The sequence below is a fragment of the Collinsella sp. AM41-2BH genome, from assembly GCF_003468085.1.
Taxonomy (GTDB): Bacteria; Actinomycetota; Coriobacteriia; order Coriobacteriales; family Coriobacteriaceae; genus Collinsella.
The window spans coordinates 1-26,046 of record NZ_QSGH01000013.1; the positions used below are offsets into that span (position 1 = coordinate 1).

The 26,046-nt window shown below is 63.6% G+C and carries 22 protein-coding genes; 1 reads left to right on the forward strand and 21 read right to left on the reverse strand.

The window, feature by feature from the left end:
• Nucleotides 1-86 precede the first annotated feature (86 nt).
• The 6 genes from DW899_RS07280 to DW899_RS07305 all read right to left on the reverse strand — a co-directional run bounded on the left by DW899_RS07280 (nucleotide 87) and on the right by DW899_RS07305 (nucleotide 8,026).
• Nucleotides 87-1,451, reverse strand: a complete 1,365-nt coding sequence (locus tag DW899_RS07280) for a PFL family protein (RefSeq protein WP_117563617.1) — start codon at nucleotides 1,449-1,451, stop codon at nucleotides 87-89.
• Nucleotides 1,452-1,559: 108 nt separating this feature from the next.
• Nucleotides 1,560-4,127, reverse strand: a complete 2,568-nt coding sequence (locus tag DW899_RS07285; protein WP_233539939.1) for a homocysteine S-methyltransferase family protein — start codon at nucleotides 4,125-4,127, stop codon at nucleotides 1,560-1,562.
• Nucleotides 4,117-5,109, reverse strand: a complete 993-nt coding sequence (locus DW899_RS07290) for a DUF4928 family protein (RefSeq protein WP_158566588.1) — start codon at nucleotides 5,107-5,109, stop codon at nucleotides 4,117-4,119. Before DW899_RS07290 ends, DW899_RS07285 begins: the two co-directional genes overlap by 11 nt.
• Nucleotides 5,093-6,253, reverse strand: coding sequence for a DNA cytosine methyltransferase (locus DW899_RS07295; protein ID WP_117790239.1), 1,161 nt, complete (start codon nucleotides 6,251-6,253; stop codon nucleotides 5,093-5,095). Before DW899_RS07295 ends, DW899_RS07290 begins: the two co-directional genes overlap by 17 nt.
• 109 nt (nucleotides 6,254-6,362) lie before the next feature.
• Complete coding sequence (locus DW899_RS07300) at nucleotides 6,363-7,154, reverse strand: hypothetical protein (protein ID WP_117800483.1); 792 nt, start codon at nucleotides 7,152-7,154, stop codon at nucleotides 6,363-6,365.
• Nucleotides 7,154-8,026, reverse strand: a complete 873-nt coding sequence (locus DW899_RS07305; RefSeq protein WP_117800484.1) for a methylenetetrahydrofolate reductase — start codon at nucleotides 8,024-8,026, stop codon at nucleotides 7,154-7,156. The genes DW899_RS07300 and DW899_RS07305 overlap by 1 nt, the downstream gene beginning before the upstream one ends.
• Nucleotides 8,027-8,452: 426 nt before the next feature.
• On the opposite strand from DW899_RS07305, the gene DW899_RS07310 reads away from it, so the two are divergent.
• Nucleotides 8,453-10,540 (forward strand): glutamine synthetase III, encoded by a 2,088-nt coding sequence (locus DW899_RS07310; protein ID WP_117628890.1) that lies wholly within the window; start codon nucleotides 8,453-8,455, stop codon nucleotides 10,538-10,540.
• A 589-nt stretch (nucleotides 10,541-11,129) separates the two neighbouring features.
• Here DW899_RS07310 and DW899_RS07315 read toward each other — a convergent pair.
• The 15 genes from DW899_RS07315 to DW899_RS10575 form a co-directional block, all read right to left on the reverse strand.
• Nucleotides 11,130-12,191, reverse strand: a complete 1,062-nt coding sequence (locus DW899_RS07315) for a GH25 family lysozyme (protein WP_158566589.1) — start codon at nucleotides 12,189-12,191, stop codon at nucleotides 11,130-11,132.
• A 2-nt stretch (nucleotides 12,192-12,193) separates the two neighbouring features.
• Entirely contained in the window at nucleotides 12,194-12,775 is a 582-nt protein-coding gene (locus DW899_RS07320; RefSeq protein ID WP_158566590.1) for a C39 family peptidase, read from the reverse strand.
• Between the two features lie 17 nt (nucleotides 12,776-12,792).
• Complete coding sequence (locus DW899_RS07325) at nucleotides 12,793-13,026, reverse strand: holin (protein WP_117800487.1); 234 nt, start codon at nucleotides 13,024-13,026, stop codon at nucleotides 12,793-12,795.
• An 8-nt stretch (nucleotides 13,027-13,034) separates the two neighbouring features.
• Nucleotides 13,035-13,370: a hypothetical protein gene (locus DW899_RS07330; RefSeq protein ID WP_117800488.1), complete on the reverse strand. Its 336-nt coding sequence runs from the start codon at nucleotides 13,368-13,370 to the stop codon at nucleotides 13,035-13,037.
• On the reverse strand, nucleotides 13,370-13,477 hold the full coding sequence (locus DW899_RS10845; RefSeq protein WP_255415079.1) for a CD1375 family protein: 108 nt from the start codon (nucleotides 13,475-13,477) through the stop codon (nucleotides 13,370-13,372). The genes DW899_RS07330 and DW899_RS10845 overlap by 1 nt, the downstream gene beginning before the upstream one ends.
• 2 nt (nucleotides 13,478-13,479) lie before the next feature.
• Nucleotides 13,480-13,752 carry a hypothetical protein gene (locus tag DW899_RS10570; RefSeq protein WP_117800489.1) on the reverse strand — a complete coding sequence of 91 codons (273 nt, stop codon included), beginning with the start codon at nucleotides 13,750-13,752 and terminating at the stop codon, nucleotides 13,480-13,482.
• Nucleotides 13,736-14,977 carry an RNA-directed DNA polymerase gene (locus DW899_RS07340; protein WP_117800490.1) on the reverse strand — a complete coding sequence of 414 codons (1,242 nt, stop codon included), beginning with the start codon at nucleotides 14,975-14,977 and terminating at the stop codon, nucleotides 13,736-13,738. Before DW899_RS07340 ends, DW899_RS10570 begins: the two co-directional genes overlap by 17 nt.
• 341 nt (nucleotides 14,978-15,318) lie before the next feature.
• On the reverse strand, nucleotides 15,319-16,914 hold the full coding sequence (locus DW899_RS07345; RefSeq protein ID WP_117800491.1) for a hypothetical protein: 1,596 nt from the start codon (nucleotides 16,912-16,914) through the stop codon (nucleotides 15,319-15,321).
• A gap of 10 nt (nucleotides 16,915-16,924) precedes the next feature.
• Complete coding sequence (locus DW899_RS07350) at nucleotides 16,925-17,695, reverse strand: BppU family phage baseplate upper protein (protein WP_117800492.1); 771 nt, start codon at nucleotides 17,693-17,695, stop codon at nucleotides 16,925-16,927.
• Nucleotides 17,696-17,923, reverse strand: a complete 228-nt coding sequence (locus tag DW899_RS07355; protein WP_117800493.1) for a hypothetical protein — start codon at nucleotides 17,921-17,923, stop codon at nucleotides 17,696-17,698.
• The gene (locus DW899_RS07360; RefSeq protein WP_117800494.1) at nucleotides 17,917-19,017 is read right to left on the reverse strand and encodes a hypothetical protein; all 1,101 of its coding nucleotides are present in this window, start codon (nucleotides 19,015-19,017) and stop codon (nucleotides 17,917-17,919) included. Before DW899_RS07360 ends, DW899_RS07355 begins: the two co-directional genes overlap by 7 nt.
• Entirely contained in the window at nucleotides 19,014-21,434 is a 2,421-nt protein-coding gene (locus DW899_RS07365; protein WP_117800495.1) for a fibronectin type III domain-containing protein, read from the reverse strand. Before DW899_RS07365 ends, DW899_RS07360 begins: the two co-directional genes overlap by 4 nt.
• Entirely contained in the window at nucleotides 21,435-25,460 is a 4,026-nt protein-coding gene (locus DW899_RS07370) for a phage tail tape measure protein (protein WP_117800496.1), read from the reverse strand. It lies immediately after the preceding gene.
• Entirely contained in the window at nucleotides 25,453-25,878 is a 426-nt protein-coding gene (locus DW899_RS07375) for a hypothetical protein (RefSeq protein WP_117800497.1), read from the reverse strand. The genes DW899_RS07370 and DW899_RS07375 overlap by 8 nt, the downstream gene beginning before the upstream one ends.
• The gene (locus DW899_RS10575) at nucleotides 25,875-26,024 is read right to left on the reverse strand and encodes a hypothetical protein (protein WP_158566591.1); all 150 of its coding nucleotides are present in this window, start codon (nucleotides 26,022-26,024) and stop codon (nucleotides 25,875-25,877) included. Before DW899_RS10575 ends, DW899_RS07375 begins: the two co-directional genes overlap by 4 nt.
• Between the last annotated feature and the right edge of the window lie 22 nt (nucleotides 26,025-26,046).

The window sequence follows — 26,046 nt, forward strand, 5'->3', positions numbered from 1 at the left end:
CTCTCCGTGCGAGTCAGGACTGTCCGAGCAGGCGACCTTATATGTCTGCCGCCCGGCGGCGGGGCTCCTCGCCTCGTATCCCTAGGCTAGTTCTTCAGCGAGTTCAGCGGCGCCGGGAATCGACCACCGCGGTGGGCAAGCACGGTGCCGGCGTTGGGGTTCACCGGCATGATGGGCGCACGGCCGAACAGGCCGCCGTACTCGACGCAGTCACCCACGCCCTTGCCGATGGCGGGAATCACGCGGACGGCCGTGGTCTTGTTGTTGATGACGCCGATGGCCATCTCGTCGGCGATGATGCCGGCGATGGTCTCGACTGGGGTGTCGCCGGGGATGGCGATCATGTCCAGGCCGACGGAGCACACACAGGTCATGGCCTCGAGCTTCTCGAGCGAAAGCGCACCGGCCTCGACGGCGGCGATCATGCCGGCGTCCTCGGACACGGGGATAAAGGCGCCCGAGAGGCCGCCCACGCTGGAGCTGGCCATGACGCCGCCCTTCTTGACGGCATCGTTGAGCATGGCGAGCGCGCAGGTCGTGCCCGGGCCGCCGCAGGTGCCCACGCCGATGATCTCGAGGATGCGGGCAACGGAGTCACCGATGGCAGGCGTGGGGGCCAGCGACAGGTCGACAATGCCCTTCTCGACCCCCAGGCGATGGGCGGCCTCGCGGCTCATGAGCTCGCCGGCGCGGGTGATCTTAAAGGCGGTCTGCTTAATCTTTTCGGCGACTTCCATCATCGAGGCGGAATCGGGCAGCGTCTCCAGGGCTGCGGCCATAACACCGGGGCCCGAGACGCCTACGTTGATGACGGCGTCGGCCTCGCCACCGCCGTGGACGGCGCCCGCCATAAACGGGGAGTCCTCGACCATGTTGGCAAAGCAGACAAACTTGGAAGCGCCGACGGAATCCTGGTCGGCCGTGAGTCTAGCGGCATCGATGATGGTCTGGGCCGCCATAAGCACGGCGTCCATGTTGATGCCAGCGCGCAGGCTAGCAACATTGACGCTGGAGCAGACGCGGCTGGTGGTAGCGAGCGCCTGGGGGATGGACTGGATAACGCGGCGATCGGCGTCGCCGATGCCCTTCTGGACGAGTGCGGAGAAGCCGCCCAGGTAGTCGATGCCGAGCGTCTCGGCCGCGCGGTCGAGGGCGTGCGCGATAGGGGTGAGGTCCTCATCCTTGCAGCAAGCGGCGATCTGCGCCACCGGGGTAACGGAGACGCGCTTGTTGACGATGGGGATACCGTACTCGCGCTCGAGGTTCTCGGCGGTCTCGACCAGATGCTCAGCCGTGTGCGTCACGTGGTCGTAGATCTTCGTGCACATGCGGTCGAGGTTCTCGTCACCGCAACCCATGAGCGAAACACCCATGGTGATGGTCCTGATGTCGAGGTTCTGTTCCTCAACCATGCCGCGGGTTTCCGCGATTTCTGCGGGCGTGATCGCCATCCTTGCGCTCCTATCTGCCAAAACGAGCATAGTCTTATCTATTTTAACGTGCCGCCCGTGCCCGGGGGCGCGGGCGGCACGTTTTAGTGCTCGGTTGTTTCCGTTGTGTTACTGCCCAAAGACCTCTTCGGCGATACGCGCGCTCTCGGCGGCGTCCTTGGCGTAGTAGTCCGCGCCAATCTGCTTGGCGTATTCGGGGGTGAGCACGGCGCCGCCCACGATGATCTTGACGCCCGGCACCTCGGCATGAAGCAGCTTGATGGTCTCCTCCATGGCCACGACGGTGGTAGTCATAAGCGCCGAGAGGCCGACGAGCTTAATGTCACGCTCCTTGACGGTCTTGAGCACCTCCTGCGGATCGACGTCGCGACCCAGATCAAAGACGGTGTAGCCGTAGTTGTCGAGCAGCATCTTGACGATGTTCTTACCGATGTCGTGGATATCGCCCTTAACGGTGGCCACGCAGATCTTGCCCTTGTCGGCAATCTCGCCGGCGGGCATCAGGCGCTTGATGGTGTCGAAGCCCACGCGCGCGGCCTCGGCCGAGGCCATGAGCTGCGGCAAGAAGAACTTTCCCTGGTCAAAGAGGACTCCGACCTCATCGAGGGCGGGGATAAAGTGGTTGTTGATGAGGTCCATAGCGTCGTGGTCGGCCAGCAGGCGCTCGGTCTCGGCCGCGATCTCGCCTTTGCGGCCCGAGACGACCATGTGGCGGATGGGGTCGTCGTTGCCGTCGGTGCCAGCGGTGCCAGCAGCGGGCACGGTGTCGGTCGATGTGGCCTGAGCCGCTGCCGGGTTGGCGGCGATCTTGTACGGATCGGTCCAGCCGGCATAGCGCTCGATGTATCCGGTCGAGCCCTCGTCCTCAACGCTCAGGACGCGATAGCTGTAGACGGTGTCCATAAAGCGCTTGGAGCCCGGGTTCATGATGGGGGCGTCCAGGCCCGCGCCAAAGGCGGCGGCCAAAAAGACCGAGCCCAGCAGCGGGCGCGCGGGCAGGCCAAAGCTGATATTCGACACGCCAAGCGCGCATTTGACGCCCAGACGCTTCTTGCACAGGGACATGGCGCGCAGGATCTGTTCGGCTTGGCGTTGATTGGTCGAGGCGGTCATGACCAGGCAGTCGATGAGGATGCGGTCCGGGCCGATGCCGTAGCGGGCGGCCTCGGCCACGATGCGCTCGGCGATGGCGAAGCGAGCCTCGGCGGTATCGGGGATGCCGCCTTCGTCGAGCGTGAGGCCGACGACGTTGGTTCCATAGTGGGCGACCAGCGGAAAGATCTCATCCATGATCTGCTGCTTGCCGTTGACCGAGTTGATGATGGGCTTGCCGGCATAGCGGCGTACGGCGGCCTCGACAGCGGCGGGATCGGTGGAGTCGATCTGCAGCGGCAGGAGCGTGGAGCCCTGGAGCTGCTCGGTGGCCTGCTGGATAATCTTGACCTCGTCGATCTCGGGCAGGCCCACGTTAACGTCCAGGATATCGGCGCCCTGTTCTTGCTGGCTGATGCCCTGACTTACGACGTAGTCCAGATCGCCGTCGCGCAGGGCCTGCTGCAGGCGCTTTTTGCCGGTGGGATTGATGCGCTCACCGATGACGGCAATCTTGTGGCCATCGCAGGGAAGGTCCACGACCGTCTGGGCGCTCGTGACCGACATGCTGGGCTTGCGGTGACGCGGACTGGGCGTGTGGTTGTCGATAAGCGTGCGCAAGGCCGCCATGTGCGCGGGCGTGGTGCCGCAGCAACCGCCCACGACGCTCACGCCATCCTTGATCATGCCGGCGACGGCCGCGGCGTACTCGGGCGCCTGGATATCAAAGACGGTGTTGCCGTCGTCGTCCACGCGGGGCAGTCCCGCATTGGCCTGCACCATAACGGGCTTGTCGGTGACGGTGAGCATGCGCGCGGCGAGTCCTCGGAGCTCGGCCGGGCCCTGGCTGCAGTTGATGCCAAGGACGTCGGCGCCGATGGCGTCGAGGGTGATGGCGGCGACCTCGGGGCTCGTGCCCAAGAAGGTGCGGCCGTCTTCCTCAAAGGTCATGGTGGCAAAGACGGGCAGGTCGGAGTTCTCGCGGCAGGCGAGGACTGCCGCCTTGATCTCGGCAAGATCGGTCATGGTCTCGATAATAAAGAGGTCGACGCCCGCAGCGACGCCGGCGCGCACCTCCTCGGCAAAGAGGTCGTAGGCCTCGTCAAAGCTGAGGGTGCCCAGGGGACGCAGCAGGGCGCCGATGGGGCCGATGTCGCCGGCGACGTAGCGGGCGCCGGCCTCGCGGGCGCAGGTGACTGCCGCGGCAAAGACGTCTGCCACGGTGGCAGCGCCGTCGAGCTTGTGAGCGTTGGCGCCAAAGGTGTTGGCGGTGATCACGTCGCAGCCGGCCTCGACGTACTGACGCTGGATATCGGTGATGACCTGGGGCTCCTCAAAGTTGAGCAGCTCGGGCAGGGCTCCGGCTTTCATGCCGGCCGCCTGCAGCATGGTGCCCATGCCGCCGTCGAACAGCAGGTGTCCCGTGCCCTCGATGGCGGCGCGCAGACGATCGTTCTTAATGCGAAGGTCGTCGATTGTGCGCGTCTTGTATGCAGCGCCTTTGCGGCGTGCGGCATCAACAGGCGCCGCCAGCGCGGTACCGTCCAGATCATGAGTGATAAGTATGTTTGAGCTATTCGCCATGTGCATCCATTTCGTCTAGAGCCCACTGAGGAATTTCTATTTGAAGAGATTTGTCGGGCTCGATATCTTCGATTCGCTTGTTGTAGTGGGCAAGAAGCCGTGCGACATTTAATCGAATTAGGTCTCGCTTGTAGAACGATAATTCTTCAATATTGATGCCGATAAACGATTCGAGCGCGATAACCTGTACGCGATTGCCGAGTCCCTCACTTTCGAACAGTCCGTAAGCGAAGGAAACTTTATCGTGGGGGACAACGACGATGGGACGAATGCCATTTCGAATGTTATCTCGGCATCGATCGGTCAATTTGGCCATTGGCGATACAGTCACATGAAATGCAGCATCATTGATTTGGAAATCGCCAGAACGGTCTGTTTGCTGGTCGGCAGCGTTTGAGTTGTCCTTTCCGATTTCTATGGTTGGAAATAACATCTCTAGTTTTGCACCTACCAGGTGCTGTGCGACGGTACCCGTTGGCTTATCGGACCGTAGGCTTGCTTCGGCTAGGATATCATCGACAATGACAGAAATTGGTTTTTGAAGATCAATTTCGACTTTGATTCTCTGCCGGTTAAAGAAATCGACCTGGATTCGCTCGACGAAGAAATTGGCGATTGCATTCGCAGCTTCAAGACGAGCGTCTTCGCAAGTGTCACTGGGTAGGGCAGAGTTGATAATTGTGGCAAGCTCAAGCGCCATCGGGAGTGTGCCGCGTGAGGTCCTGCCGCCCTCTGATGCGAAGGCACGCGTTTCCCCATGCCTGGCTAAAACTGTTTTGATGCATGCTCCACTTAGGCCTCGTACTTGGCTCCCCTTGTCCGATTGCACATAATCGTCGGTGAGCGGAAAACGGTTTTGCAACAGCTCGCTTATGCCTATACCAACCGCCATGACGTTACGGTTGACATTGCCTCGCTTGCTGCGCTTGGATTCGTACCAGAGTTCAATGGCATCCAAGATATCTTTATCGGGCTCGTTCAAGGAGCAATTGGTCATTTCCATTATTGTTCACTCCGTTCCTTGAAGACATAAGCGCGGGTTTGACTGCATTTTTTATAAGCCAAGTGACAACTGGCACGGCAACTGCATCGCCGAATGCGTAGCGAATCTGAGCATCCGAGAAGCCGCTAAACTGACATGAGTCAGCACCTTGGAGACGGGCATATTCAGTTCCAGTCATCCAGCGAACTTCTATCTTTCCGTTTTCGCATATCACGACTGCCTGTCTTGATGAGCCGCCGCGAGCCGTTCTTAGACATCCGGCAATTTCTTCTTCACGGATTTCCCAGCGCACAACGCCTGATCGCGTGCGACGGTAAGCAGTGCGAACAGTTTTTTCTTTGGCATTTAAGAAGCGCTGAAGGCGCTCTGCTTGATGCGGTGCAAGCGAGTCGATAAATGCTTGTACTTGGTTTTTGTTCCACCAACGCTTGTCGCCCTCGGGAATATCTTCAACAACCGTTGCAAGGCCCGTCATGCGAAGTGGGCTCGGCTCGTTTAGGTGAGAGATGTGCGTAATGAGTGAAGGGTCGGAGTGAATCCAGGAGACCTTTTCAGGTCGAAGCGAGGAATCGAGTCGGCTGTTGGGAAGAGGGTTTTTTAATCCGACGACAAACATGCGTGGGCGTGACTGGGGAAGCCAGTGCCGTGCATCGATAAAATAAGCGTCGCATGAATAGCCTAAACGATTAAATTCCTGGCAAACGAGTCTAAAGTCATCACTGTTATTAGACGTGGCAAGGCCGATGACGTTTTCGAGAACAAGTGCCCGCGGGGCACGATCGCTCATTCCTTCGATGGCCTTAATAAAGCCAAAGAACGCACTGGACTCTTTACCAGAGATAAGTCCCTCCCTGTTTCCCGCGAGAGATAAGTTTGTGCAAGGGCTTGACGCCCATGCGATGTCGGCTTGGGGTATTAGGTCGGGGTCGAGCGTGTGGACATCCTGCTCGACTAGATGCTCATCGCCCCAACACTGGCTGTACATGGCGCATTTAGTATGGTCTATGTCATTTGCCCAGATTGTTTTGATTCCGGCTTTTGCCATGCCGGCACGAGCCAAGCCAATGCCTGAAAAAAACTCAAGTGCGGTTAGTTGTGGCGAGAACTGCAGAATGTTGTGCATGTACTGGCTTTCAGATAGTTGTTATTTGGCATCTTATGGTACTTGTTTGTGAGGACATTCGCTTACTTACGGACGAGATTCCCTCGATACCGTGCCATCAATTGACATTTTATTCAGAATGCGAATAGCAGGTGGTGTGGGCGGCGCGGAAGCGACAGTGCTCGCGCATGCGGCAGATATTGCAGGTGGGGCGGCTCTGGGCGTCGTGGACCTCGCCGTCGAACAGACCGATCACCGCGGTCACGCTCTTGGTGGGCATGAGCAGGCTGGTGGGCGTGACGGTAAGCCCGATGAGCCGCGTGGCGTTGAGCGCGTCCACGATTGAGCGCTGTGCCGTAAGCGGGCAGTCGCCGTAGCCGGGACTGAAGCGCCAGTTACCGGCGAGTCCGTGTGCGGCGGCCGCAGCCTTAACCCGCTGGTCCATCTGCTCGACGGCGGCTTCTACATAGGCAGAGCATGCGGCGTCGAGCACGGCTCCCTCCAGGGGCTGCTGGGCTCCCGTGGTACGCAGGCGACGCTCGGCGTCCATGCCGAGAGTGCATGCCATGAGCGCGGCAAATCGGGCGTCTTTGAGATGTCGATAGATATCGTGACCCCGCAGATCAACGTTGGTGCCGACCAAGCGGATGCAGGGCTCGCCCTGCTCGTCCACGTCCGTGGCATCGACGGCAAACACGCGGCGCACGCCACGGGGTTCAATGTCCAGCTCCAGACGCTCAACGACAAGCTCAATACGCTGCGACAACTCGGGCTCAATCTGCTGACCGCCGTAGCCCAGATAGCGCAACATCTCGGCACGGTCGACGCGGGGATGGTGGGCAGCATCGATACGATAAAGCGCCGGCGACGCAAGGTCGGCCGGCACTTCGACAGCGGTTGTATCGATGCGCGGTTTTTCCATTACCCCAAGCGCTCCATAATGGTTGCGGCGATCGCAGGACGATTCATAGTGTACAGGTGCAGACCGGCGGCGCCGTGCTCCTTGAGGTCGCAAAGCTGACGGGCGGCATAATCTACACCGGCTGCCTGCAGGCTCTCGGGATCGTTCTCGTACTTGGCGAGAATCTTGATGACGGGGGAGGGCAGCGATGCGCCGCACATAAAGACCATGCGGCTGATCTGCGACTTGCCCATAAACGGCATGATGCCCGCGGTAATGGGCACGGTGATACCGGCCTTGTCGGCAAGCTCGCGGAAGCGGTAGAAGCACTCGTTGTCAAAGAAGAGCTGCGTCACAAAGAAGCTCGCGCCGGCGTCCTGTTTTTGCTTGAGGTATTCGACCGAAGCGTTGAGGTCCTCACAGGCAATGTGGCCCTCGGGGTAGGCTGCGGCGCCCACACAAAAGCCGGCGTCGACGAGCTCGGGGATGAGGTCGCGGGCGTAGGCGTAGTCCGAGGCGGGCTTGTCGTCCTCAGTCGCGCCAGCGGGCAGGTCGCCGCGCAGGGCCAGGATGTTTTCAACGCCGGCTGTGCGATACTCGCCGATCTTGGCGGCGATATCGGCGTGCGAGCGGCCCACGCAGGTAAGGTGTGCCACCGAGGGCGTATCGAATTCGCTCGAAATCATATGCGCGATGGGGGCGGTGGTGGCGCCGTTGCCAGAGCCGCCGGCCGAGCAGGTGACCGAGACAAAGCTCGGCGAAAGCTTGCACAGATTGCCCGCCACCTCGCGAGCCGTGTCGAGGGAAAGCTCGCCCTTAGGCGGGAACATCTCAAACGAAACGGGCGCGGTGCCCCGGGATGCCGCCTGCTTAAAAACCTCGTCGACGCGCATATCGTGCTCCTTTAGATACGTAATAGTGTGATGTGTTGTAAGGATTCTACAGCACCACTGTGTCACGGTGGAGTTTCACTCGCTATTCGGGGATACCAATCAAAGATGCCTTGCTATCGACATTCCCTATAGCAGAGCGGTCAATCTAGGATGGGGCTATAAAGACTGGTATCTGATGCGAAATACCAGTTAATAGAGCCCCATCCCAAATTGACTACCCTTAAACCATGGGGAGAGGTCTGCAATTTATACAGTTGATTGGCTGTTGAGGGCGGCAACGCCGCCGCGATGCGGTAACCTCATTGATTGGTTTCGTGACAGCAACATAACGGTAATGTTGCGGAAACACGACGAGCCTAATCTATGACTCGTTCGTTAGTAATCAACACCGCTTCTCACGCGGTGCCGATACGAAGGGAGTTCCGTATGGCCGAACTTACTGACCGCTTCGGGACCATGGTGTTCTCTGAGGAAGTCATGAAGGACTACCTCCCCAAGGACATTTGGAAGCGCCTTGCTGCAACCCTCGAGGACGGTGAGCCGCTTGACCTGGATGTGGCCAACGCCGTTGCCCACGCCATGAAGGTCTGGGCCATCTCCAAGGGCGCGACGCACTACGCGCACTGGTTCCAGCCGCTTTCGGGCATTACTTCCGAGAAGCACGACAGCTTCCTCGAGCCCAACCACGACGGCACCGCCATTACCAAGTTTACGGGCAAGAACCTCATCCAGGGCGAGCCGGACGCCTCCAGCTTCCCCAACGGCGGCCTGCGTGCCACCTTCGAGGCCCGTGGCTACACCGCTTGGGATCCCACCAGCCCCGCATTCATTAAGGACGATGTCCTGTGCATCCCCACGGCTTTTTGCTCCTACACGGGCGAGGCCCTGGACAAGAAGACCCCGCTGCTGCGCTCCATGACCGCACTCTCGCGTGAGTCCAAGCGCGTTTTGGCGCTGTTTGGTAAGACCCCCAAGAAGGTCGTTCCTTCCGTGGGCGATGAGCAGGAGTACTTCCTGATCAAGAAGGACGCTTACCGCAAGCGCAGGGACCTGGTCATCACCGGGCGCACCCTCTTTGGTGCTGCTCCCTGCAAGGGCCAGGAGCTCGAGGAACACTACTTTGGCGCTATCCGCCCCACCGTCTCGTCCTATATGAAGGACCTGGACGATGAGCTGTGGGCGCTTGGCATTCCTGCCAAGACCAAGCACAACGAGGTCGCTCCCTGCCAGCATGAGCTCGCCCCTGTCTACGGCGAGGTCAACGAGGCCATCGACCAGAATCTGGTCATGATGGAGAAGATGAAGCTCATCGCCTCCCGTCACGACTTGGTCTGCCTGCTGCACGAGAAGCCCTTTGAGGGCATCAACGGTTCGGGCAAGCACAACAACTGGTCGCTTGGCACCGAGTCCGAGAACCTGCTCGACCCGGGCGACACCCCGCTCGACAACCTGCAGTTCATCGTCTTCCTCACCGCGGTGATCGAGGCCGTCGATAACTATCAGGAGCTCCTGCGTGCCTCCGTTGCCTCGGCCGGCAACGATCATCGTCTGGGCGCCAACGAGGCTCCTCCGGCGATTATGTCCATCTTCCTGGGCGACCAGCTTACCGAGGTTGTCGAGAAGATCATCGATGGCAAGGCTTCCGTCCATGCCACGCGCGGCGTGCTTGACTTGGGCGCCGATACCCTGCCCAAACTGATGCAGGACAACACCGACCGCAACCGCACCTCCCCGTTCGCCTTCACCGGCAACAAGTTCGAGTTCCGTGCCTGCGGCTCCGAGCAAAACGTTTCCGACTCCAACCTGGTGCTCGATGCCGCCGTTGCCAAGTCGCTCAAGTCCTTCGCCGATGCGCTCGAGGGTACGCCCGAGGATAAGTTCCAGGACGCCGCGCTCGAGTACTGCAAGAAGGTGCTGACCGATCACCAGCGCATCCTGTTCTCCGGCGACGGTTACTCCGACGAGTGGCCCATCGAGGCCGAGAAGCGCGGCCTTGCCAACAACAAGACCACGGCCGACGCTCTTCCCGCCTTTGTTTCCGATAAGGCCATTGCGCTCTTTGAGGAGACGGGCGTCCTGACCAAGGCCGAGGCCCAGTGCCGCTATGACTGCAAGCTCGAGAAGTACAACAAGCTCATGAACATCGAGGCCACCACGATGGTTCGCGAGGCGCGTCGTACCTATCGCCCGGTCATTACCGCCTATGCCACCAAGGTCGCTAAGGGCCTTGAGACTATTCGTGCCGCCGGTGCTGAGGCTGCCATGCAGTGCGAGCAGAACACGCTCAACAAGCTCTGCAACGGTATCACCGCCATCAACGACTCCATCAAGGCGCTCGACGCCGTGCATCAGAAGGCCGAGGCTCTCGATGGCCAGGAGCAGGCCAACGTGTACGCGCACGAGGTCGTTCCCGCTATGGATACGCTGCGTGCTGCCGTGGACGCCATGGAGGAGATCGTGGCCGCCGACTACTGGCCGGTTCCGACCTACGACGACATCCTGTTCTACGTGTAGAGCGTAACTGACATATCGTCACGGTATTGAGCCGGGGTCCGCATCGCGCGGGCCCCGGCTATTTGTTTGCGAAGGACGCTTTGGATCCCGCTTTGCAACTGATTCGCCCACACAATAAGGGGTCGTGGGCAAAAAACGTCAAATATGAGTACTGTCACAAGCCCTGTAGCATTATCTTTTTGCAAAATATGCAGTGTTACGCAACATATGTCCAAGTACTTAGCTGATAAATGCCTGCAATTCCTCCGCCGTAGGACGCCTTGTGTCCAAATCGCCTTCTGATGGCATGAAATCGCTGTTACTAAATTGGTAACAGTACTCATATTTGCTATTTTTTGTCCACGGGCCCTTGGATGACAGTGTGATTTTATGCCTTCGGGGTTCGAATCCCGGCGTATGGGTAGCAAAAAGCCCGCTACCGAATTGGTAACGGGCTTCACAGATTCTGTGGTGCCCCATTTGCAAAGATAGTCGAACCCAGGTACTGGCGCTCGGGCGCTCCGTGTTCATCAGGTTCTCTCGGGCCGCCTAAAAAAGCGACTACTGAAGAAGGGGAGGCCCTGCGAGGAGCCTCCCCTTTTTGTTTTGGCTATCCCACCACCAGCACTTGGCCGGGGTAGATCACGTTCGGGTTCGCCAGCCCGTTCGCCTTGGCCAGCGTCCTGTAGTCCGTGCCGTACTTGGCAGCGATGCCCGAGAGAGTGTCGCCGCTCTTGACCGTGTAGGTCTTCTTGGCCGACGCCCCGAGGCGGTCGTTGACCACGCCCTGCACCTCCGCGTAGCGCCCGCCGAGCACGCGCTTGCGAAGCTCGCCGCTGCCGAGCTGCCCACGGATTACCGCGTCGGCCAGCTCCGTGGCGCTCGTATTCAGGACGTAGTTCACCAACTCCTGCACCTCGTCGTAGCGGCCGCCGAGCGCCTCCTTGCGCGCGTCTCCGTTGCCGTAGGTGCCGTCCATGACGCGGGCGGCCAGCTCGAGCGCCGTCTCCTGCGGCTGCGGGACCGTCCCGCTCGGCTTGGCATCGGGCACGGGCAGGCCCTTGGGGTTCGCCACCCTGTCCCAGCCGTCCGCATCGAGGTGCGCGATGTCGAGGTCGAGCGGCCCGGCGTATCCGTCGAGGCGGCCGTTGGAGCTGTACTGGTGGAGCGCGCACTCGTCCCACGCGCCGAAGCCGCCGGAGGGCAGCCACGGGGTCGCCTGGTATGCCGTGCGCTCCGTATTGGCGTACTGGGCGACCCACAGCGGATGGTCCTTGGCCACGGCGCTCCAGTCGTCCTCGGTGCATACGCTGCGGCTCATGTAGACCGCGCAGCGGATGCCCGTCAGCTCGTGGACGCGGTCGAGGAACTTCTTGGCTCCTGCTGACCCGTGGACCATGCCGTACATCTCGTAATCGAGCGCGGGCACGCCGTTGCCGAAGTAGTTCTTGGTCTGCGATACGAAGAACTCGGCCTGCTTCACCGGGTCTTCGCCGTTCAGGAAGTGGTAGAAGCCCCACTTCTTCCCGAGCGCCTTGGCCTTCTGGACGAAGCCGTCGCAGGTGTCGTGGACGATCCCGGTGCCCTCGGTCGCCTTGCAGATCATGAAGTCGAACGGGACCTTGTCGAGGTCGATGCCCCTCTGGTAGTTGCTGATGTCGATGCCCTGCACCGTCAATCACTCCCTATAGCGATGAAGTACGCCCACGATACGCTGGCGAACTCGTCTGTGTTCAGATTCACTTGTCCCTCGTCTGGGTCGCGGATGTCGGCCGTGCTGCCGTCCCACCCGCATATGAGCACGATGTGGCCGCCGTAGGCCCTCCCGCCCTCGTGGAGCTGGCCGGTCATGGAGCCGAACACCATCCAGCCGCGCCAGGCATACCCGAGCGCCTCCTGCTGGTCGTAGACCAGGCCCGTGCTCGACAGGTCCCCGTCGTTCGCGCGCATCCACGCGCAGAACTTCTGCATGTCGTTCAGGCCGTCCGTGGTGCACGTGTCGCCGACGGTCAGCGCGAGCCGCAGCGGCGTCCACTCCTCGCCGGTGAGGCGGGTGTACGCCATGGCCGCGCTGGTGAGGCCGCAGCCGCTCGTGGCGATGTCGTCCCCGGCATAGGGGAGAGCGCCCCAGCGCCCGTCCGTCTGGAGGTAGGTCGGGACCTGCGCTGGGGCGTCCTTGTCGTAGACGGTCGGTATCGCCTTTCCGGCCGTCCGCACCTGCGGCATCCCCAGCTCGAGAGAGAGGAAGACGAGCACGGATGCCGCGAGTAGCGCTAGTGCCGCATCGCAAACGGCGAGGTACCCTCCTCGACCTCCGGGACTCCGGCGATTGAGGTGAGTACCGATACCACTGCGGTGCATGCGGCCACGGCCGCGATCTGGCCCCAGTCGAGCGACGTGATGGCCACGGCGGTCGAGCCGATGAGCGTCACGGCCGTCTGGGCCGCCGTCTTCACGGCGCGGACTCCTGCGGCGATGAGCCAGCGCTTGAGCGCGTCCTTGTTCATAGTTGCTCCTAACCATTGTGGTTCTCTGGGTGCGTGTACTCGGGGATGCTGCCGTGTATGTCCAAGGTGTTGGCGTGCGCCCTGATCGTCTCGATGTACGTGTCTCCGTGGAGGAGGGCGTAGTTGTCGGCGCGCTTGTTGAGCGTGTCCAGCTCCATGGCCGTGATGTAGCCCCGGGCCACCGCCTCCTCGTAGCTGCGCACGATGGAGGCCTTTAGTTGCGAGCGCTGCGCGGATATGACGGCCGAGTACTCCTTGCGGATGTCATGCAGCTGCCTGCCGAGATACCCGGCGAGGCCCGTCACCACCGCGAGCGTCAGTCCGCTGATAACGGTGGAGAGCATCAGGCCTCCTCGTCCAGCATCTTCTGCACCTTCTCGCGCCAAAGCTCGGGCACCTCTTCGATGGTGCGCTTTCCGGCCTTGACTTGGCGGTAGTAGATCTTCGCCATTGTTACTCACCTCCCTTGATGGTTGCCACGAGGTCGCCGAGTTCGGCCAGTGCGGCCTCTTGGTCCTCGATTGCCGACTGCTGCTCTGCGACCAGGTCGCCGAGCTCCGCGATGGCGTCGCCGCTGTCGCTGGCGCTCTGCTCGGTCTCGTCGACTCGCTCGTCGAGCGTCATGCCGTCGCGCACGGCCTGCTCCCAGAGCTGGTCGAACGCCTCGGTGGCCTCGTCCTTCGAGATGGCTGCGAGGACGTACTGCTCGTCAGCCTGCCACTCCACGGTGGCTTCTCCGGCAGGGTCGATCTGCTCGCGCGTCACCTTCTGGATGTTGCGGCGCAGCCTGATGTCCGCGAAGCCGTCCGGGCGCTCGTGGTAGTCCACGGCCTGAAGCTCCGCCGTCGAATAAACTCTCATCGAGTCTCCTCTCGGTCTCGGCAAGGCTCACGACGTCCTTGCACCGTGCGAATGTATCCTCCGCGTGATATTTCTCGATGACTCCCTTGCTGCAGCTGTGTTTCAGGTAGCCGTAGTAGCTGATGCAGCGCCGGGCCAGCGGCAGCGGTATGACCTCCGACCGCCCGGCGAGCATGAAGGCCCGTCTGGCGCGCAGGAAGATGCCCGGCCGGATGGTGGTCTTGTACGTGTAGAAGACGAAGCCGACCATATCCAGCGGCTCCTTGTCGACGGCGCACACCTTCCACGGCTTCAGCTCGACGTGCAGCTCGTCCCTCACGAACTTGGACAGGCGGCGCGCGGCCATCTTCAGGTCGCGCTTGTCGTGGCCCATGAGAAGGATGTCGTCCATGTAGAACAGCACGTGGTCCACGAGGCGCTTGTCCGTCACCACGCCCGTGCGCCTGTTCACGCGCGTCTTGCGCAGGCGCTCCTGCGCGTAGTGGTATGCGCGCGAGGCGTAGTAGTTGGCCAGGTATTGGCTTAGGAACGAGCCGATGTTCAGGCCGTGCGGGAACTGGTCGAGGAGGACGCCGACGAGGTAGAGCAGGGCCTCGTTCTTCACGTCGCGTGCGAGCATGGCGCGGAGCACGTCTTGGTCGATGCTCGGGTAGAACTTGCGGATGTCCAGCTTTATGAAGTATTTGGCCCTCGGTTCGCGTATCCACTTCTCGATGGCGCGCTTGGCGAATATCTGGCCGCGCCCAGGAATGGAGGCCGTCTGGTAGCCGCCTATCTTGGCCATGAGCATCTCGGCCAGACCGTTCACCGCGATGTAGTCGAAGCACTGGTGCTTCGGCGTCTCGCGCCCGATGATGCGGTGCTTGCCGTTGATCGGCTCGATTCTGTTGAAGTACTGGATGGGTGCGACCGTGACGCGCCGTTCGCGTATCTCGGCGGCGAGGGAGCGCGCCAGCTCCTCCTCGCCTCCGTATTCGTCCAGAAGCGCCTGCACCTCCCTGCGCCCGCTCTTGCCTCGCAGGAAGTCGCGGACCGCGACGAGGCAGAAGCCCTCGTCCTCGATGTCCACGCGCTTGCAGTAACGCCTCATTGTTTCCTATCTGGTTTTGGCGTTCTTCGCCGCTGGGCTACCAAACGCCGTGGGGTTGATATTTTCGTCAGTTGACGGGGCAAGCCCGCTCGAAGCGGGTGGACTCGACGAGCGTGTTCCGCGTTTGACCAGATTTCCGACCGCCATAGTTCCACCTGTAGTTGCCGAGCCTGTTGTTCGAATTGCCGTAGAAGGCACCGTACATAGACCCATTCCTGAGATTGCCGAAGCACTGCAGAAGGCCGAGAACCAAGCGGCTACCGCCGAGAACCCCCAAGGGGCCTGGGAGGGGTGAGGAGGGGGCGCTGCCCCCTCGCTTGCGCTTCACCCCCGCACCATGGCTAGGCCATGGTGACCCCCAGGCCAGATAGCCGACCGCCATAGTTCCACCCGTAGCCGCCGAGCCCGGCGCTCGAAAGGCCGCAGAAGGCACCGTACATAGACCCATTCCCGAGACCGCCGAAGCACTGCAGCTCTCGCAGGCCGGGAGATGAGATCGGGTTGGAATAAATCGCGTCGCAGGTGCCCGTCGTGGAGGTTCCCTTGGAGCCGGTGGGCACGAGGAGGCCGGGGCACTTCGCTGACTCCTGCCAGTCCTCGTTGTACATCCACTGGCCGTTGGTCTTGCTGTCGCGCGCGGGCAGCTCGAGGTCGAGCTTGACGTGGTTGGCGTCGAGCGCCGAGGAGTACTTGCGCGAATCGAAGCACTTGTACAGCTCGCAATGGCCCTCGTCGGCCGACGTCTTGACCTGATTCACGATCACGTCGCACAGCGGCTCGTACGCTCCGCAGAGCACCTCGATGCCCTGGATGCGGTACGGCTGGCGCTGCTTTGGCTTGCCCGCGATGGGGTAGCCGTCCGTGCCGAGCAGGTTGTCGCACGTTCCGGTCTTCCAGGGCATGGCGCTCACGTAATCGTCGACGGCCGTGGTGAACGGTGCGCCGTCGACGTAGACCGCGCAGCGGTCGCTCATCGTCTCGATCTTGGTGACGGTGCGGTAGGCGAACGTGGACTGGCCTGCGGTCGCTCCTCGGTCGCTGTTCGGTCCGCAGTTCAGCGTGGAGCCGACGAGGAAGTAGTCGGCCGCCGCCTTCGGCAGCAGCACGCGGTTCACGCCGGTCTCGGCCTCGAGGACCTTGTACTGGTTCGCGTAGTCGGTGCAGCCGCCGAGGCTCTGCAGGTCCTGCGTGGCGTACTTGATCATAAGCATGAGCTGGAGATAGAAGTTGTCGGCGACGGTGCGGCCCGTGTAACCCGCGCCCTTCTTCTTGCTGTAGCTGATTCCGGTGTCATGCGAGCCGAACTGGAACGTGTGGACCTTGCCGGAGTAGCTGTGGGGCACGTTGTTGGAATCGCACCACGCGAGGTACGGCGAGAACACGAGGAGCGGTCGCTCGGTGCCGTCGGCGTACTTCTGGCCCGGCAGCGGCCTCATGCCCTCGTACTTGGTGTCGGAGTAGAGCAGGCGCTTGTATCCGTTGCTGCGCGTGATGCTGTAGTAGCCGGGGCAGGCCATGACCCAGACGTCGCCGTTGGAACCGTCGGCCCTGAAGCGGCCGTCGCCCTTCATGGCCGTGCAGTGGAACTTGCCGCTGTCGTCGACCGTGCCGTTGACGGTGAAGTACTCGAAGGCGTTGAGCTTGGAGTAGTCGTCGCGGCCCGCCGTGGTGTTGGTGGCGGGCTGGCACACGAGGCCGACGTTGTCGCGCGTCTTGATGCCCTTGGGGTCGTTCGAGTAGGTGTACTCGGGGATGTCGACGCCGTACACCTTGCCGTCACGGCGCAGGCTGAACCACTCGCCGAGGTTGTCGTACTCGCCCTTGGTTCCGTCGTAGTGCGGCGCGACGGCCACGGGGTTCGCCGAGGCCTTGTGCACCTTGGTGATGAGGTCGACGGTGTCGCCGAACGTCATGACCTTGTTTACCTGTACTGCCATTATTTCTCCTTTACTGGCCGAAAACCTTACCGAAGGCGTAGTCGTAGTCCTCCTGGGTGAGGCCGTCGAGGACCGTGTCGGTGCCGATTGCCGGGGCGATGATGGACTCGTACGCCTCGTCGATTTCCGCGTGCGTGGCGAATACCACTCCGGCGCTCGCCATCGCGGCGATCTTCTCCTTCGCGTCGTCCGTCAGGTCGTCGTAGCCGACCTTGAGCGACGCGAGCGCGGCCACGCAGCGGTCTGCCGCGGCGTCAGCCCGTCCGCGCGCGTTGATAACCTCGTCCATGATTGCCTGCCACTCGGACGCGCGCATATCCTCGGCGTTGCCGTAGGTGACGCGCTGCGCCTCGAGCGCGTTGATGAGGTGGTCGATCTCGGGGATGTAGTCGCCGCCCGTGGCCTCGATGGCCACCGAGGGGACGACCCTGATGGCGATGTTGCCCGTTGATGCCGACCAGTCGCCCGAGCTGATGCGGATGTACGAGGTCGGGATGTCGCCTGCCGCCTGCGTGAGCTTGGCGGGGACGGTGTACTGCACGATTCCGTCGGGCGCGGAGAGCACTGCGACGTTCTCGCCGTCGATGACCTTACCGCCGTCCGGGCGCAGCGCGTAGAAGCGCACGGTCATGCCCGTGAGGTCGAGCACCGCGCCTCCCTGCCGCAGGTTGACGTTGAACACGTACGCCTCGGCATCCTGCTGCCTAAGCGTGATGGGGTTGTCGAGCGTCGAGAAGCGGTTGGCGCCCTTCTCGATGTCGAGCGTGAGGTCTATGAGCATCTAGACCGCCTTCCCGAGCACTACTGCTCCTTGCTTGAACACGAGCACCAGCACGCGGTCCCCGGCCTTCACCTCGGCCAGGCACGTACAGGTGGTCGATATGGATGGGTTGAGCCGCACGTCGGCGGTCCCGTCTTGGTTGACTGCGGCGACGGTGCCCCACGTGTGGGACTCCTTTGCGCCAGTCCCGCCGAACAGCAGCTCGTACAGTTCGTGGCCGCTTACCATGACCCTCCCTCCGTCTCGGTGACGAAGCCGGAGCGGATGAAGCGGCGGGCCTTGCCCGTCACCGCGCAGTGGCCTCCGACCTCTATCTCCTGCTCCGTTATCGCACCGCGCCAATTTAGCCCGGCGGTGAGATAGTCGATGCCGACCGCGTCGTTGGGCAGCAGCGGCACCCACGGGTGGCCCCACTCGACGTACTCGATGGACGAGGAGTTGTCCACGAGCTTCGCCTTGGCCTTGGCCTTGAGGGCCTCTAGGCGCTCCTCCTTGGTCGCGCCCGTGAGCTCCGTCACCTGGTCGACGAGCGGGACCTCGTAGCCCCTGTACGGGATGGACGCGCGGGAGTTGGGGTCGGTGTTCCGGCACACGGCCCAGAGGCTCTCCTCCTCCGTCTCGTAGGTCAGGTACACGGCGTTCGGTATGTCGTCCGCGTTGTCCGATCTGGATACCTCGGGGAGCATGATGGAGTCGACGCCGTCGTTGAACGTGCGCACCGGCTTGCGCGCCTGCGGCTCGACGTACGGAACCATCTGGATGACTCCGTAGGCGTCGGGGTATGCCGATGCGAACCCGGCCATGGCGAGGAGGTCGTTGGCTATGGTCAGCCAGCTGTCGTCCGGCTCGTACACCACGTCCCTCGGTAGGACGTAGTCGCAGCGCGGCTCGTTCGTCCGGAGGCCGAGGCGCTTGAAGATGCCGTCGGCGTGCGCGACCGCGTTGGTGCCCGCCTTGACCGTGTAGTAGCGGCCGTACTTCCCCTTGACCGCGAGGCGCAGCGTCGATTCGAGGTCGACGCTGCCGGATACCAGCGGCCCGTTATATTTCGGCGTGCCGATGCTGCAGAAGTACGTACCGAGGGCGAACGTCCCGGCCTCGCCGCGCTCGTCCTCCATCTGGTAGTACACGCGCACGAGGTCGTGCTCGTCGGGCATGGCGCTGCCGGAGAAGTCGAGCGTGCCCTGGGAGCGGAGCTGCGATAGCGCGGAGTGCGTGAGCCGCCCGCCCGTGAACATGCCGTAGTCCTCGGCCTCGACGAGGCCGGGCCACGTGACGCGGCGGTAGATATAAGACTCTCGCCGGAAACCTGTCCAGATCACAGGGCCTCACCGTCCACCCTCGTCAGCGAGAGGCTGATGTCGGCGTGCGTCGTGGGCATGCACAGGTCGCGGTTCACGCTCACGTCGGCGGCGACGTGGAACACGTCACCGGCCACGCTCTTGAAGATGGCGCGCGGGTAGAGGATGAGGTCCTCGAAGGCGCGCACCTCCTCCTCGCCTATGACGTGCGCGGTCAGGGGGCGGGTGTCGCTGATGCCACCGGCGTCGTATAGGACGGGATAGGCCCTGCCTGCGTAGCGCACGAGCGTGCGGTTGGCGCGCTCGAGGCTGCGCTGCTCGGTGGGGTCGAACTGCGCGCGGGCCATGAGGCCGTCGCCGTAGTAGACGAAGCAGTAGGGCGTCTTGATGCTGCCCGGGTGCTCCGTCGCCCTCGATGCGCCCGAGGCCGCATACGCCGCCACGCGGTAGCTGTACTCGGTGTTCAGCGGCGCGTAGCGGTCGACCACCGACGAGCCGTCGGACAGGTCGGAGGCGATCAGCCTCTCACCGTCGCGCGTGACGCGCCAGATGCTAAGGCTCTCGACGTCCTGCCCCTCGTCGTTGTTGTCGACGATGCACTGCAGCTCGGCGTAGCCGCGCTCGATGTCGGCCTCGATGCGGAGGGAGGCGCGGCGCGGCAGCTCGAACTCCACGCGGAAGGGCATGGAGGCCGTCGACTGCAGGCCGCTCGTGCTTCGGGCCGTGGCCACGATTCGGTACTCGCCGCCGTCCTCCGGCATCCACTCGTCCTTGGTGACGCTCGTGGCCGTGGATGTGCCGAGCGCCTCCTCGTAGAGCACGTTGCCGCCCATATCGGTTATGGCCACGGCCATGGCGGCGAGCGCGCCGGATGCGTCGACGTACTGCACGCTCACGCCGACCGGCACGTTGCGCACGGTTTGGCCGGGCGCGTCGAAGGCGAGCTGCGGGGGCTGCCGGACATGGAACGAGCTGTTGCCGGACCATGGGCCGAAGTCCGCGTGCACGCCCTTGGTGCGCACGCGCCAGTAGACGGTGGAGTTGAGGGGGAAGTTCGGCACGCTCGCGCTCTGGGCGGTCGCGGCCGTCACCGTCTTCCATGCGGTGCCGTCCGTGGAGTACTGGACCTCGGCGGCGCTCTGCGCGGAGCCGTCGATGGGGTTGTGGTGCCACGTGAACGTGACCCTGCCCTGCGATACGAGCAGCACCTCGCCGCTCGTCGGCGTGAGGAGCGTCGGTGCCGCCGGGGCGCAGATCGTGACGATGGCCTCGGATGGCTCGGACCACGCGGAGACGAGGCTGCCTCGCAAGTTGCGCGCGCGGTAGTAGAACGTGCCGCCGCCGGGGTTGTCGCCGAACGACAGGGCCTTGCCGGTCACCGTGGCGATGGTGGTCCAGTCCTTGCGGTCGCGCGAGCGCTGAATCTCGGTGGCGCTCGCGGTGCGCGACAGGTTCGGGATGGTCAGCTCGACGGAGGTGTCTCCCGTGCGCTGGCCGCTCGGCTTGAACGGCGCGGACGGCGTGTTGAACGTGCGGTCGGTCATGACGCGCTCGGAGTAGCCGCTCTCGTTGTACGCGCGGACCAGATAGCGGTAGTAGTGGTCGGCCGAGCACGTCGGGTCTGTGTAGGAGGATGCCGAGCCGCTCACGTGGGCGATCTGGACGGAGCCGCCCCCGTCCGTGCTGCGCTCGATGCGCACCTCGGAGTAGGGGGCCTCGTCCATGGCGTGGTTGGCCCACGTTATGAGGTTCTTCTCGTCGTTCAGGCGCTCGACCTTGGCACCGCTCGGCGCTGCGGGCTTCTCCGGCGGGTTGCGCAGCGTCTCGGTGTAGGAGTGGCCACCGGCGTTTCCGGCCGTGTTATATGCGCCGATTCGGTAGCGGTACGTGTGGTTCGGGCGCACCGTGTCGTCGCTGTACTCGGTCTTGTCGCCGCCGGGCTTGGCGATGTTCACCCACTCGCCGCCGTCGGTCTGGCGGTCGACGTAGATGCCGTCGTACGGTCGGGCGGCCGTGGTGTTGCGCGTCCACGTGACTACGTTCAGGGTCTGGGACTTGCGCACGGCCTTGGCGTTGCTCGGCGTCTGGGGAGTCCAGACCGGGGCCGAGGGCTTGAAGGTGTCCCTGCACGTCGACTTGCGGAAGGTTCCTGAATAGCCCGTGTACCACGCCGAGCACTCGCGCGTGACGGGGTCTCCGTAGTTGACCCAGCCGACGTCGAGCCAGCCGGAATCGCCATACCAGCCGGGGCCGTACATGCGGTACTGGCCGCCCCACGAGCGGTTGACGATGGTGCCGCGCATGTCGCCGCACTTGACGTAGGAGCTGTACTTGACCTGCACATAGCAGGAGTTCTCGCCGTACTCCTTGATCTTCCACTCGATATATGTGTTCCAGGCGGTCTGGCCCGTAGGCCAGACCTCGTTGCCCCATGCCATTTACATCCCTGCCTTCGCCTTGCGGACGGTCTGGAAGAAGTCGTTGAGTGTCATGAACTCGCTTATCGAGGAGGCGTCGATCTTGACGTCGCCCAGCGAGTAGTAGTTGTTGACCACGGTGGTCTTGGTGCCACCGTTGCCCGTGTAGGCCACGTTGCCGTCGAGCTGCGCCGTGGCCATGAGGCGCTTGGCGCTGTCCCTCACGTCGGCGCGGGCCTCGAGCATGCCGTGGGCGAAGTTCTCGCCGAGGTGGCGTCCCGAGGTCTCGCCGCCCTTCTCGGCACCGGACCAGGGGCCGTCCTCCGGCACGGAGAAGCCCATGACGCTCTTGGCCGCGTTGACCAGCGACGTGGCGAAGCTGCGGACGGAGTTCCACGCCGAGCCGATTCCGCTGGCGAACTGCTGGCCGAGGTGCGAGCCGCTCGTGTACGCGCTCCACCCGCTCGCGCCGGACGAGGCGCTGCTGGCGAGCGACGAGCCGCTAGCCCTCGATGCCCCAGCCGCCGCGCCGACGCCCCGCGCGTAGTTCGAACCGGCGGAGCTGCCCGTGCCGCCGAGGGCACCGGGGGAGGAGGAGACGCCGGACTTGGCGTTGCTGGCCAGCGAGCGCGCGTTGGCGTTCGCGCTGCCGGACGCGGAGCCGATTCCGCTGGCGAACAGCGTACCGGCCGACTTGCCCGTGCTGGATGCGTCGCCGGGGGCCGGGGCGATGCCGCCGGACAGGGCCGCGCGCAGTCCTGCGGCGTTGCTGGATGTCTGCGGCGTGTTGTCGGCGATGCCCTGCGCGAAGCCCGCTCCGGCGGAGTTGCCCGTCGCGGATGCGTCGGCGGTTGCGGTGGAGATGCCGCTCGCCAGCGCTGCGGCCAGCGCCGCCGCGTTGCCCTCGGTCGGTGCGCCTCCGGTGGTGATGCCGCTGGCGAACAGTGCTCCGGCGAGGGTTCCCGCGTCGGAGCCGCCCTGCTTGGCCTCGTCGAGGCCGCCCACGGCCTCCCTGGCCTTTGCCGCCGCCACGTCGTAGGTGTCGCCCTGGGCGAGCGCGTTGGCGAAGGCCGTCACGGCGGCGTCTCCGGCGATGCCGTAGTCGTCGCAGTTGCGCTTGAACTCCTCGAGCGTGGAGCCGGTGACCTGCTGGGCCGCGCCGATGGCTCCCTGCGCGCCCGCGCTTAGGCCGCTGGCCCAGTTGTCGGCCGCCGCCTGCCCCTCGGTCTTGCACTTCACTCCCATGTCGCCGAGGGCCTTGATGATGCTCCCGGTGGTGCCGTCCCACGAAGCGGCCAGCTTGATCAGCTGCTCGTCGCTTAGGCTCTGGAAGTCCTCGACGCTGATTCCGGCGCTCTGGAGGTCGTCGCAGAACTGGCCGAGGTCCTTCCCGAGGCCGACGAACGCGGAGGAGACGGCCGGGGACGCCGCCGCGAGGTCCTTCACGCTCGCCGTGGCCCCGTCTGCCACGGCCACGGATGCGCCGAGGCTCTCCGTGACGGTGTCGATGGAGTTGTTCACCGCGCCGAGCGCGGCCTTGGCCTCGTCGAGTGCCTTGCCCTGCTTCGTGTAGCTGACGGTCAGCTCGGCCTGCTCGCGCGTCATCTGCGGGTTGTTCTTCATGCAGCGGTTGAGTTCGTCGTTGTAGTCCTTCTGGGCCACGGCGAGGGTCTGGATGTCCTGCGCCTGCTGCTCGTATAGGGCCGTGAGGTTCGACTGCTGCGCGTCCACCCTGATCTGCTCGAGCTTCTTCTCGACATACTCGCCGAGCGCACCCGTGACGTCGCTGATGGCACCGTGCTCGTCGGCGAGCTTGCCGTTCGCCTGGTCGACGACGCTTATCTGCGTGCCGCACATCGAGTTGACCGTATCGACCGCAGCGCGCAGGCGGCCCTGCGCCTCGGTGCTCAGGTCGCTCTTGTTCGCGTACTCCCTGATGGTGTCGTACGCGGCCGTGAGCTGTGCCGATTGCGCGGCGGCCGAGGTGTTCGTGTCCTTGAGCGTGGTGGCCAGCTGCGCCTGGCTCTCGAGCATCTTGTCGATGTCGGCCTTGGCGCTGCCCGTGGAGCCCGTGAGGACGTCGAAGGCCCCGGCCTCCTCCTTGACCTCGTTCTTGGCACCCGCTGCGGCGGCCTCCAGCTCGGTGGTCGATGCCTTCAGGTTGTCGGCGTGCTTCTTGGCGTCCTCCATGCTCTGGACGAAGGCCGTGATGCCAGCGATAACGAGCGCCGGGCCGACGGCGGCGAGTGCCAACTTGGCCACGTCTGCCGCCTTCGATAGCGTCATGAGGCCTGCGGCCTGCGCCTTGGTGGCGGCCTCGGTCGTCTTGGCCGCTGCGGCCTCCTGCCTGTACCCGTTCACTAGCCCGTTCGACTGGTTCATGGCGTTGCGCTTCTCGACGACTTCCTTCTTGAGGCTCTCGACGAGTTCGGCGTTGGCCTTGCTGCCCTTCTTCTGCTCGTTGGACAGCTTGCGGACGGCCGCGTTGTATTTGGACGTGTCGTTGTTGGCGTCGCGCACGGCCTCGACGTACTTCTCGACGCCTCCGGCCGCCTTGGCCGCCGGGTTCTTCTCGAGAGCCTTGTTCAGCTTCTCGTTGCTGCTGTAGGTCTTCAGCGCCGAGGAGTTCGTGGTGGTCAGCGCGTCGGCGTAGACGCCCCACTCCTGCTTGGCCTTGCCCACGGCCGTGACGGCGTTGCCGACGGTCTTGACGATTCGCCCGCTCGTCGTGAGGACGGGCGAGGCTGCCGCGGCCACGGCGGCGAGCGCTATGACGTTGCGCTGCGCGCCATCGTCCATGTCGGCGAAGCCCTGAGTGACGTTCTCGACGGCCTCGAACAGCGGCTCGGCGGCGTCGACCGCGTCGGTTGCCGCGTTCACCAGCGGCGTGCCGATGTCCTCGGCCACCGCCGTGATCTTGTTCTGCAGGATCTCCAGTTTCGCGGCCATGGAGTCGTTGCGGTTGTTGACCTCGGCCTGCAGCGCGGTGTTCTCGCGCCAGCCGTCGTTGGATACCTGAAGCGCCTGGCTCACGAGGTCCGTGTTGCCCGCGAGGCGCTTGAGCACGTCGGTCTGGCGGATGCCGGTCACGCCCATGGACTCAAGGGCCACGGTCATGTTCTCGGCGCTGTTGGTGCCCTCGAGGAGGGCCAGCATGGTGTCGGTGGCGCTTGCCTTCCAGCTCTGCGCGAACTGGTCGGCGCTCATACCGGCGATGGACGCGAACGAGTCGAGCGCGTCGCCGCCCGTGGCCACGGCCTTGTCGATGGATGCGACGGTGTTGGAGAACGCCGTGCCACCGGCCTCGGCCTCGATGCCGAGGGAGGACATGGCACCGGACCATCCGAGGATGTCCGGCGTGCTCATGCCGACTTGGTTGGATGCGGCCGCGATGCGCTGCCCCATGGACGAGACGCTTGATTCGGTTGTGGCGAGGTTGTTGCCGAGGTTGACGATGGCCGAGCCGTAGCGGCTCACGTCGCTGTGCGACATCTTCACGATGTTGGCGAACTGCGCCAGCTCGGTGGCCGCCTGCTCGGCGTTCATGTCGGTGGCGATGTCCAGACCGGATACCACGCGCGAGAACTCGTCCAGCTCGTCGATTGAGAAGCCGAGCTGCGCGCCAAGCGCCTGGATGTCGAGAATCTGGTCGGCGCTCACCGCGTTGGTCTTGGAGAACTCGATGGCCGATTCCTTGAGCTGGCGGTACTGCTCCTCGGTGCCGTCCACGGTCTTGCGCACTCCCGTGAGGGACGTGTCGATCTTGACGGCTGCGGCACCGGTGGCCACGCCGACGGCGGCGATGGCGGCCGAGATGGGCATCAGCTTCTGCCCGGCCTGCTCCACGCGTTCGCCGTAGTTGTATATCTCGCCTCCGGCCTTGGCCAGCTTGGAGCCGCTGCTCACGAGCTTGCCGCCGACAGTCTCTAGGTTGCCCCCGGCGGCCACGGCCTTCTTGGAGAGGCTGTCGAGGCGGCGCTCGGCCTTCTCCAGCGCGGAGCCGTTGTATGAGCCTGTGACGGCGATGGAGATTGATGCCTTACCCATTTAGGTACCTCTGGATTACTTTCTCGATGCGCGACTCCACGCGGTCGCGCACCTCGTCCTCGTATTCGTCGACGGCGCGCATGAGCGCACGCGGTTTACCGGCATGGGGCACGCCCATGCGCCTGCCCGCCCTGGGGCCGTTCAGGTAGAACGCGCCGGGGTTTGCGAACTCGATGGGGCCTGCTCCGGGGTCGCTGTTGGCGATCTTCACGCCCGCCGATATGGTCCGCATCGATGCGTTGGCGGCGTACTGCCCGGAGCCGCCGAGCCCGCGCGCGTAGGATTGATAGGCGGCAAAAAGGGGCCGCACGTCCTCGCGCAGCCCCCTCTTTACTTCCTTCGGCAGCTCGCGGTCGATTTCGCGGAGGCCCTTCAGCGTCTCCGCGAGGCCCTCGACCCTGATGCTCAGGCTGCTCATCTCTTCCTCCCCATGCGGTCGAACAGGCGCTGCACGCGCTCGCCCCTCGTCCTCTCGCGCTTGGCCGCGAAGCCCTCGCCGCGTCGGTCGAACAGGGCCAGCCACTCCTCGAAGACGAACGGGTACTCGTCCAGGAGGCGCGCCATGTCGTATGGGGAGGCCCCGGTG